The organism is Geofilum rubicundum JCM 15548 (assembly GCF_000974365.1).
Lineage (GTDB): Bacteria > Bacteroidota > Bacteroidia > Bacteroidales > Marinilabiliaceae > Geofilum > Geofilum rubicundum.
In genome coordinates this window covers 17,282-28,519 of record NZ_BAZW01000055.1, presented here as the reverse complement: position 1 = coordinate 28,519, position 11,238 = coordinate 17,282, and the positions used below count along the sequence as shown (strand labels likewise).

The window sequence follows — 11,238 nt, the reverse complement described above, 5'->3', positions numbered from 1 at the left end:
TAAGTTATTACCAACGAATAGATCGTTTTTCAAGTTATTATATAAAAGGAGGAATAGTTGTTGGGGAATTCAAAAAGCGGGTCGTCTATAGAGATGAAGATAATTCTTGGTTTAGTCGATCTTATAAAATGGAAGACGGATCAGACATCCAAGCCTTAGTAGAAGCTGGGGTTCGATTTTATATTACGAACTGGTGCTCTTTACACCTCAATATGACTGTTGCTCCATTGACAGGTATTGGAGGCGGAATAAGTTTTCATTTATTCTAATAAAACCCTTATTGCCAATATTATAAATGTGCTCTTGACATTTTTTTTGCTTGTTCGATGGCTTCATCTACTAACATTGTACAACACCGCCGCCATGGCAAGCTTTCTATTGAAATGTGGGAGCTATATCAATACCACCAGCTACCACATTATCTTTATTAAAAGACTTGCGGCGTTCGTTATTGAAATGACATGGTTGGTTAAATGGGTGGAAAAAGAACTTGAAGTTAATAACAGGAGTGTTGATATTTGTAAAAAACGGATACTGTTAAAACACACAATAATTGACACAAATGTTAAAGTATCTAATATCTGCATCTATCGCCGCAATGACACTTTTGTTGGTAATATCCTGTGATTCCGACAATCTGGATGAAAAAGATGAGAAATCACCTTTTAATCCAAAATTAACATATGGTGTAACCAACGATGTTGGAGGCAATGAATACCAAACTATACAAATCGGCAACCAGGTTTGGATGGCAGAAAACCTTAGGTCAGCCGGAGACCACCTTTCTTTTGTACGAAAAGAAAACCCCTCTTATGTAGAGCTATACGGCTATCTGTACAGCTGGGAATCAGCAATGGCAGGCTGTCCTGATGGATGGCACCTACCCACTCTGGATGAATGGGAGGAATTGTTTAATTATCTCGGGGGAAAAGATGTTGCAGGAAGCGCATTAAAAAGCAGTGGAAAAAATCACTGGTATAGGAACAAAACAGGAACCAACACGAGTGGCTTTTCTGCCCTGGCAGCAGGAGGCGGTTTTAATCTTGATGTAAACTATGATGGTAGAATTGACAGTGAGGATATTGAGTGGGCCAACACCTACAAGTCCGGCAAAAGAAGGGCATTTTTCTGGACTGCCACAAAAATCAATAATCAAGTAGCAACCATTCAATTAAACGATGATTACGAACCTACCATTGATGGAAAGAAGGTCGTTATAAATTATAGTGCCGACGATGGTTTTCTATATATGTCAGTGAGATGTGTTAAGGATTGATTAAGCAACTTTCAATTAATAACAATGTTAATATGAAACATTTAATCTTATTTCTAGCAAGCATTTTTTTTACAATTTCTGTTTCGTATTCACAAACGAGAGTTGAGAGTGTTACCCTTCAATGGAAAAATAATGGTGTTTGGTATAGCAACACTTTGAGTCCGGGGGCGCGTAAAACAATCAGCCCGATCAGGGGACGGAGATTAACATTACCGTAACAAGAACGGAAAATGCATCATCGCCAGCCGAAATATCCGAGTTTTTTGTTGTAGATTTTTTAAATCACACATCACTGACACGGCACCTTAATGCAAAAAGCACAATTTTAAAAATTGTGTAGGTTCGTTGGATGCTCAAATTTGGGCAGGTGTTAATACCATGAATGGCGTTGTGGAAATTTTTGTGAACTGGAAAAGGCCTCCAAAACCAGACCTCTCAGTTTCAAATATACGCGTTGATGCACGGACGAATCCCAATAATCTAAATTTCCAGGTAGGCGAAACTGTATCAATAAACTGTAATGTTTGGAATGTTGGGGGAACGCCTGCCAATACAAGCAGGGTTGGGTTTTATATCAAATCATCAGAAAACAATACTGATGGAACACCATTTGCAACCGGAAGCGTGCCAGTATTAAATTCGAATAGCTTTAGTCCCCAACAGACTTTTTATACATTCACGTCAAACGATGTTGGTTCAAGATACTTTGTTTTTGAAGCAGACCATCTCAATCAAATTGACGAATCCAACAAAAGCAATAATGTCAGAAGCTTTGGACCCTTTCAGGTGATTTCACCTCCCAATCTTGACCTTTCACCTCTTTCATATAACTTTGGGAATGCAGAAGTATTCACCGAAGGGAATGAAACAGAGTTTACGCTATCCAATAACGGAGCAACATCTGTGACAGGCAACATTGCTTTAAGATTTAACGAACACTTTAAAATCACCTCCGGAGGTGGAAGTTTCAATCTTACTCCCGGAAACAGCAAAACCATTAGAGTCGAATTCCAACCAAATACAACAGGAAGCAAAACTGATTTTTTGAGGGTTTTTATAAATGGAGTTACATCACATTTTACGCAATCAACTTTAAACGGGAACAGCTTAACTCCACCTGAGACAATTGTTGGTTATTCTGATATATTTACTTTTGATACCCGAAATATCTATTCGGGTGGGATTTTTTTGAAGGTAATTGAAACTGACCCGGACAAAAATATTGTCAGTAAGGTTGGGTATAGGAGGAATAATTTAGCAGGTTTAATAACTACTGAGAGTGATAATAAATACGCGATGTTTGATGTTGATGAAGAAGGAACAGCCTTTATGACTTTACCTGAGTATTTTGACCCGGGCGTTTTCGATATCAATCAAATAGTACTGTTCAATAACAACGATGAACAAATTGGTCATATTGATTACTCTTATTCGTTAAAGTGGGAAGGAATGAATACCCGGCATGCAATCATCTTCCTTCACAATGATGGAGAATTTTTTGGGGGAGATAAAAATGACGAAAGCAGGTACTTTCCTTACCACAAAAACAGTCCCAGCAATCCGCCAGGGCAAACCTACAACTATTACAATACCGGTGAATATCCGGTTTCGATGTTGATTCCACCCCATTGTAATTCATGTGAACCCGGAGGATACCGGTTCCCCGCACAATATGATGGCAAGCCTGTTTTATTTGTTCATGGTCTGACAGGGACATTCTCCCATCAAGATGAAGCAGTCCAATCACAAACCAGTACAAAAGGGGACCAGGTGTCCTACTGGTTCGATACCGAACGTAAACTAAATGAAATGGGGCCTTATCACGCCTGGCAATTTTACTATCCCAATGAAGATGACCTTATGCATTGTGGATTAATGCTGGGGCAAACGGTAGAATATTTAACATCGCGATATAATCAGCCATTGAATTTTGTGGCGCATAGTATGGGCGGTTTAGTTACAATGGAGTACCTGACTACAGAAGGGAACTATGATAGTGAAAAAATAGGGAAAGTACTTCTATCCATGTCTCCAATACACGGCTCATTAGGCGGCAATAGAAATTACAGAACAAATCTTGGTTGGTGGGCACAATTTGTCGGGCAGGATGGCAAAGCTCCTGCATACAGGGATTTATCAATAGGCAGTAATTTTCTTCATGCGCTGCACAACAGAGAATGGCCCTTAGAGTTAGTGGAAAACTCAATTGTTGTAATTGGGTTAACCTCAAAAAAGTATAAATTGCCTGAATTGCTTCATCAAGAAGCATCTGAACATAGTGATGGCATTGTCAGTTTTAGCAGTGCTTCTTTAATTAGCAAAGGCATCGGACTTATAGGGTATTATGGCAATCATGATGATGGGCGGTACAGCAAAACACTACAAAATAAAAGTCTGCTGTCTGGAATAATTGATGCCTATATTGATGACTCTAAATCATTTCTTAATTATAGCATTAATGAAGGGGCAATTGAATTATTTATTAATGGCGAAGGCGAAATAATTATTGGAGATGGAGTGAACTTAAATAGCCTATATAGCCATAGAACCGATGTAAATTTCCAAAAAGGCCTTACTACATTGAATCTGGATGAAGATTACAATGATGTTTTGACACTTTACGCTTTTGAAAAGCTAAACCCCAACAGGGAATTTCTTATTTATGTGCTTTCTTCCCGAAACCTTAAATCACCTGATTCCAGATATGAATACAATAAAATAGGACAGTTCATTAAAAACAAACACTCTGATTTTAAGAATTATTATTTCACCAAAACAGAATTAACTGTTTCGAAAGAAAAGATTAGTTTATTTTCACTTATCGCAGCTACTATTATTGGTCAGCAGGATTTTAAATATTACGGCGATGTAGGGTTTGACATAAAAGATGAGACTTATCCACTCTGGATAACAGATGACAATGACCCTTATGGCTACAGCAGTTTATTTGGTTTTATCGAACCAAAACCACTCCAGCATCAGTTTGTACACAGGAGCCTTTTAAAAAGTCAAAGGATTAAGCCTTCGCAACAAACTCCTACTAAATCATTGCTGGTGACACCAAACAATTTAAATCCAACTGCAGAGATAAATGTTGACAACCAAACATCATATATTGAGTTTTTACTGTTTAATGATGTTTTAATATTTGAAGGAATAGACTATGCAATTTCACTAATTAACCCAGATGGAATAGCTTTAGGCATGAATAGTGATGGTTTGAGTTACAACAAAAATCCGCATACAGGCCTAAGTTCAATCTCAATTACAAATCCAATACCGGGAAAATGGAAAGTTATACCAATAATTGATATTACATCTGTTTCTGAACAAAGAAATATACAATTTAACACAAAAGCCAATATTGAATCAGATATCCAATTAATGTCTGATATCAATCTAATGGAATTCGACTTAAATCAATCAATTGATTTAGTCTGCCAGCTAAATGTGCCGGAAATAAACCTGCTAGATATCTCGAAAATAAATGCATACATAGAAATACAACATGCGGACAATGCCGACAGCTCTCCTCAAATGATTGTTCTTAACGATGCAGCCAAAACAGGTAATACTGTGCAATATCTAAATTCGTTTAATCCTGATACTACTGGCAATTATTTCTTCTCGATTATTTTTACTGGCGTTTATGACTCTTTTCACTTCGAAAGAGCATTGCATGGCAGTTTTACAGTTACAAACACCACCTCTCAAATTGCAATACCAAATCAGGAACTAAATATTTATAACCGCTTTGTTGAACTTCCCCTGCCGTATTATTATTATCCGGCACCTGGTTTTGAGAATGTTTCATATGAAGTGTGGCTCGACAGTATCACATTCAATGACGATGAGTATCTTTTCCATTATGACCCAGATAATAATGTAATTACATTATTTGTTGAAGAAGATGCGCCAATGGCCAGTGCCTGGTTGAAGGTAAATTGTTTTGATACTACTGACAGCCTTGTTGCTTCCACCAATTTCAGAATCAGATACACAGCACCGGGTGTTCCGGATTTGTTAAGTGTTGTGGATTTGACAGCTTCCTCTGCCAGACTGAACTGGGTTCCGCGTGATACGGAATCAATCTGGGATATTATATATGGCCCTCCGGGTTTTAACCCGCAAACAGAAGGAACTCTTATTGAGAATGTATCCAGCTACCCACATCTAATTGATAACTTTTCAACGGGCTCATCCCATGAGTTTTATGTACGGGCAGTTTTTGAAGATATCAAAGGAGCATGGTCATGGCCTGCCAATTTCACAACCAATCATACCATTTATTCACAGGCATCCGGCAATGGTAGTATAAGTCCCAATGGTGAAATTGAAGTATCGCATTTAGGTTTTCGAACTTATAACATAGTTCCCGATAACCATTATCATGTATCCGATGTAATGGTGAATGGTAAGAGTATTGGAGCAGTTACTTCTTATACTTTTGATTTCGTATCAGGAAGTCATACCATCGAGGCAGAATTTAGCATTAATACATATACCATTAATGCCCGTGTTAATGAGTTGGAAGGTGGCAGAATTATTGGAGCAGGCAATTATGAGTATGGCCGGGAAGTGACCCTTGAAGCCATAGCCGAAGATGGATATCAGTTTCAGTACTGGGTTGAAAATGACACACAAGTCAGTGACAACCCTGTGATAAGCTTTACCTCTGAATCGAATAGAACACTAACGGCTTGGTTTACACCAATAACAGGCTTACCGGGCAAAAGTCTTAATATCATTGAAGTATTCCCGAACCCCTTCAATGAGATTATCACTATTAAAAATGCCGGTCAAATAAAGCAAGTAACTCTTGTTACACCGCTCGGACAAGTTGTTTTAATAAGGAAACTGACAGGTTCTTACCTGGAAACTGTACCAACATTAAATTTACCGGTGGGATTATATCTCTTAAAAATTGAAGACAGGGATGGTTTTCAAACTGTCAGGAAACTGATAAAGAACTAGCGCCATTGGCACTTTAAAGGTATGGGAATTGTAAGAACACTAGTTATCGTTTAAAATCTTGATTATGAAAATATTTATTGCCGGTATTCTGATAATTACAAACATAACCGTGTTATTTGCCCAAACCGCTACCATTTCCAACATCCGGGTAACAGCCCTACGTGATGGGAGCGGAATGGTCGAAGTGCAGTACGATTTGGAAGGTCAAAATGCCTATAACCTATCTTTGGAAGTGAGCTTTGATGACAGCAACACCTTCACTCCGATACCGGCAGCTCATCTCAGCGGCGATGTGTTGCAACAAACTTCCGGAACCAACAAACTTTTGCTCTGGAATGGATTAGCAAGTTTTCCCGATGCGTACAGCAAAGAATCAAGCTTAAAGGTTATTGTTATTCAAACGATGTTAAAAGGTAATTTAATTGATGGGCTTGTCTCATACTGGAATTTGAATGGCAATTTGAATGATGCACATAATACAAATCACGGAAATGCAGCGTCAGGGGTTACAAGTTTAAAAGCTGAAGGTGTTATAAACCAATGTCCTTATTTTAATGGCTCTAGTAATGCATATATTACTTTTGGCAATGATCAAAGCTTAAACATAACTGGAACTGCAATTACTATGTCTGCTTGGGTTTACAATGAAAAGACCACTGGTCTCGCCGATATTATTTCAAAAGGACGAGATTACACATCTAATTATGGGTATCACCTAAGATGGTATAATAACCCACAATCCTTAAATGCGATATACAGGCTTACTAATGGAACTAACAATACGGTGCGCATCACAGGACTTAAGAACGAAACTTGGTATCACATTGCATCTACATTTGATGGGATTTACGGCAAATTATACCTTAACGGACAATTAGTTAGTGTTACGGAACAACATGGAAGTATTGGTAATGCAATCACTCAATTTGTAATAGGAGCTCATTCAGCTGGACCTTCAGGCTGGGGATATCAATGGAAAGGAAAAATAGATGAAGTGGCTGTTTGGAATAGAGTTTTATCGGAAGCGGAAGTACAATTGTTATACAATGATAGTAATGGTTTAAGTTATCCATTTTAATAAAAAATAAGGTTTATGGGTTTTGCTTATAGAGTTAAATTGCAAAAGTTTTGAGTTTACAACAATTATTATTCATTGATTAGTACTCCAAAATCTGTTTAAAAACATTATGTAAAGGCTATAGGGTTAATATATCATGAGTTTATTGGACTAATAGCGTTTGATATATAATTATATGCTTACTATAATCGAGATTATGAAATCATTCCACATACTTATTTTAATACTGCTATCAGGTATCGCAATCTGTGCCCAAACCGCCACCATTTCCAACATCCGGGCAACACCCCAACGTGATGGGAGCGGAATAGTGGAAGTACAGTACGATTTGGAAGGCCAAAACGCCTATAACCTATCTCTGGAAGTGAGCTTTGATGCAGGAGATTCTTATGAGCCTATTCCTTTTAACCATCTATCAGGAGATGTTACAAGTGTATCATCAGGTGCTAACAACCTGATAGTATGGGATGGTAAACAAACCTTTCCCGAAACAAACAGCAACATTGCAAAAATAAAAGTCATTGCAACTACCGGTAATCCCAATCACGGCCATCAGCCGGGCAGGGAGTCTCCGACATCGACGGCAACACCTATCGCACCGTTATAATTGGCGACCAGGAGTGGATGGCCGAAAACCTGAAAACAACCAGGTATAGAGATGGTATGCTCATACCAACAGGCCATTCTTATAGTGAATGGAGAAATTTAACCTCCGGGGCCTATTCAATTTACCCCTACACGAACATTGACGGATTAAACTCGGATGCTGAGGTTCTCGCTGCGTACGGCGCTCTTTATAACTGGTATGCCGTTGAATCAGACAAGCTTTGCCCAGTCGGATGGTATATGCCTGGTGATACCGAGTGGAAGCAGTTGGTTAATTATCTTGGTGCTCATGGATATCCTAATGAATGGGACAATCCTAAAAGTGCCGCAAATGCCCTTAAATCTTGCAAACAGGTTAACTCGCTGTTGGGTGGTGATTGTGCTACTGATGACCATCCTCGTTGGAATTCACATAACATTATCTTCGGTACTGACAATTTCGGTTTCTCTGCCCTTCCTAGTGGGGTACGTGATTATAGTGATTATTTCCTTGACTTGGGTACAAGTAGCTATTGGTGGAGTAGAAAAGAATTTGACACAAAGTATTCAGAAAACTTTAGTCTAAGTGACGAATTCGGCATTACGAATTACGGTATGTTGGACAAAAGGAATGGGTTATCTGTTCGTTGCATAAGGATTGAATGAGATGAAAGCTGGAAAGTTTGTTAAATGCATAAAATAGAAAGTTTCTAAAGTGTTAAGTTCAATTTATAGAAAACTTTATGATGTTTGAGAATTAATAGATTTGATCTAAGTAAATGACAAAACTTTTACACATTGATTAAAACCGCTGGTATTCATAGTGTTTAAGATGGTATGCGCAATTCTAATAAGCCCATATTTAAAAAAGCTATATGCCTTCTGCCATGTTTTTTCAACTTTATAGAGTTAATGTTTTTATGCTTATCAATACCGACAAGATAAGCCCAGACAAAAGCAATTGCAATGATTGCCACCAACGTTGAAAGCCTATTCAGGTCTGTAAGATGAGTATCTTCCATATTGAAACCAATTGACTTCATGGCCCGACACATCGTTTCGATCTGCCATCTTTCCTTATAATTAATAAGGGTCTGGTCTTGTTGGTTAAACGAAGCAATAAGTACAAATTCTATCTTGCCAGTTTGCGGATTAATGATGTGATTTCTTATTTAATTGATAGAAATTATGATTTATACACCTGTGAAACCTTACTTAAATGAATTGTGAAATAAAATAGCTAACTCATTAAGTGAAATAGGCTGTTCATTAAATGAAATAGGTTGTTCATTAAATGGAAAAGCCCTTTATTCTATTAGGTTTGATTCTTAAATGTTTTACCTTTAATTTTAGAATATTACTTTCAAATATAATTTTCAAACTATGAAGAGGATATCGTATTAGCTCTTTGTTTTTTATATGTGTTTGGAGGAGCTATTAGATCAGAAAGGGTTTACTTATTTTAAACAACCATTTGTATTCCTGACTGAAAATCGACTTATTCTTTCTTTTTAACTTAACTTAATTCGCATGAGAAAATCATTTTATCTTATCCTGTTAACATGCACACAAGTATTAAATCTATACTCTCAAAATTACAACGGAACTGATGGGCTGCTTCAAAGCCATAATAAGCAAACGAGAGTTAAGTTAGTATCCATAATTGACTTAGATAAAAAGGAGCCACTGTACACTAATAAAGAGAACGCTGCCGAACTACTATTAAAATCTACAGCCAATTCTTTAGAATTACTTGATAGTGTAGTAAAAACGAACGATGCCGGAGAATTTATTTCTAAAACTGTGTATGAGTATGATGATAAAGATAGAACTACTCTTTCACAAACTTGCAATTGGGATAATCTTGAGCAATGCTGGATGTCCTCGACAAGAATTGATTATTCTTATAGCCAATTTGGAGAGATACGAATAAATTCCACATGGGATACATATAGTAATATATGGGTAAATACTAATAAATATGTTTATGAGTTCGACTCCAATAATGAACAAATTACTCTATATGAAGAATACCAGTGGGATGAATCGTGGATCTGTATTTTGAAAGAAGAAACAGTATGGGGTAAAGACGCTGAAAATACAACGATGATGCGAATTAAATATTCATGGGATGATAACGTATTGGAATTAAAACCTGATTATAAAGAGGAAGCAATCTTTTATGGTGAAACCTCTATATATAAACAACATATAACATATGACTGGACTAACGATTTGTGGGTGCCAGAATTCAAAATGGATCAATTGTATAACGATGACGGTTATGATAAAACATATGCAACTTATTCCTGGAATTCAACTGAAGATCTCTTTGAGGGAACCCACAAGAACGGTTATATATACAATGAAGATAATAGTCTTAGAATAGAAGCATTTTATCAGTGGGATAATGAGTTTGGAGATTGGAAAACTAAAACTGAAACAGAGTATGGTTCAATTCAATTAGACACTGAATATACAAAGGAAGGAGACACCTGGATTCCTGTTAGTAGAATAGGTTATGAAAATGGTTATGTAATATATTTTAATTTGATAGAAGATATCTTTATATCGGATTATAAGGATCGCACTAGTTATGGCAACTCAGGTAATCTGACAGATTACAGTCGATATGATTGGGATAGTGAGAATAACCGATGGTATAATTCACACAATATCTATAATACTTGGGATAATTTATCGGGTCAGTGGAAAATATGTACAAAAATTGAAACAAAATATAATCGTTGGGGCATGAATATTTCTCGCATTCAACTGTATCGTTACAGCTCGTTAGATCAATGGATTGAATCTTATACCTACAAAATCGAAAATCAATACAATGACAATGCAAAGATGTTATCGAGAACAGTATTTAATTGGGGAGAAGAGGACTGGAACGATAACAACCCAAACGAGGAAAGTTGGCTGCTTAATTCCAGATTGGACTATTATTACTCACCTTCAACGCCAACTAACAACGAAAATATTTATTCGCTTAACTTCAAAACCTATCCAAATCCGGTTAAAAACATTCTAACTATAGTTGGAACATTAGGCAGTGAATCAATTCAATTATTTAACATCAAAGGCGAATTCTTAAGAGAATATAGCGCAAAAGAAAGTGAGACTATTGTTGACTTAAGTTTTCTTGCCAAAGGAATGTTCATCGTAAATATAGAAGGTGCTACTTATAAAATACTTAAAGATTAAACGGGAGTGTAAACTATAATTCACGAAGCCATTTGCGCTAAACATGTTTTTAACGCAAATGACTTTTAGGCTTCGTTTATTAAATAACTTAAGTTTCGCAGAGGCGATTACT

The 11,238-nt window shown here is 36.9% G+C and carries 8 protein-coding genes; 7 read left to right on the top strand and 1 reads right to left on the bottom strand.

Annotation, left to right across the window (positions count from 1 at the left end; translation table 11 throughout):
- The 6 genes from JCM15548_RS24600 to JCM15548_RS16940 form a co-directional block, all read left to right on the top strand.
- Positions 1 to 269 (top strand): hypothetical protein (locus JCM15548_RS24600; RefSeq protein WP_227625978.1); only part of this gene is annotated, 269 nt, incomplete at its 5' end.
- A gap of 293 nt (positions 270 to 562) precedes the next feature.
- The gene (locus JCM15548_RS16960; RefSeq protein WP_083985210.1) at positions 563 to 1,276 is read left to right on the top strand and encodes an FISUMP domain-containing protein; all 714 of its coding nucleotides are present in this window, start codon (positions 563 to 565) and stop codon (positions 1,274 to 1,276) included.
- 345 nt (positions 1,277 to 1,621) lie between these two features.
- Positions 1,622 to 6,250 carry an InlB B-repeat-containing protein gene (locus JCM15548_RS16955; protein WP_062127882.1) on the top strand — a complete coding sequence of 1,543 codons (4,629 nt, stop codon included), beginning with the start codon at positions 1,622 to 1,624 and terminating at the stop codon, positions 6,248 to 6,250.
- 64 nt (positions 6,251 to 6,314) lie between these two features.
- Positions 6,315 to 7,328: a LamG domain-containing protein gene (locus tag JCM15548_RS16950; RefSeq protein WP_062127880.1), complete on the top strand. Its 1,014-nt coding sequence runs from the start codon at positions 6,315 to 6,317 to the stop codon at positions 7,326 to 7,328.
- 196 nt (positions 7,329 to 7,524) lie between these two features.
- Positions 7,525 to 7,935: a hypothetical protein gene (locus JCM15548_RS16945; RefSeq protein ID WP_157482879.1), complete on the top strand. Its 411-nt coding sequence runs from the start codon at positions 7,525 to 7,527 to the stop codon at positions 7,933 to 7,935.
- Between the two features lie 17 nt (positions 7,936 to 7,952).
- Positions 7,953 to 8,579 (top strand): fibrobacter succinogenes major paralogous domain-containing protein, encoded by a 627-nt coding sequence (locus JCM15548_RS16940; protein ID WP_062127876.1) that lies wholly within the window; start codon positions 7,953 to 7,955, stop codon positions 8,577 to 8,579.
- 161 nt (positions 8,580 to 8,740) lie between these two features.
- Here JCM15548_RS16940 and JCM15548_RS16935 read toward each other — a convergent pair whose 3' ends face one another.
- Positions 8,741 to 9,001, bottom strand: coding sequence for a transposase (locus JCM15548_RS16935; RefSeq protein WP_227625979.1), 261 nt, complete (start codon positions 8,999 to 9,001; stop codon positions 8,741 to 8,743).
- Between the two features lie 442 nt (positions 9,002 to 9,443).
- Here JCM15548_RS16935 and JCM15548_RS16930 point away from each other — a divergent pair, with 442 nt between their 5' ends.
- Entirely contained in the window at positions 9,444 to 11,126 is a 1,683-nt protein-coding gene (locus tag JCM15548_RS16930) for a T9SS type A sorting domain-containing protein (RefSeq protein WP_062127872.1), read from the top strand.
- The last annotated feature ends 112 nt before the right edge of the window (positions 11,127 to 11,238 follow it).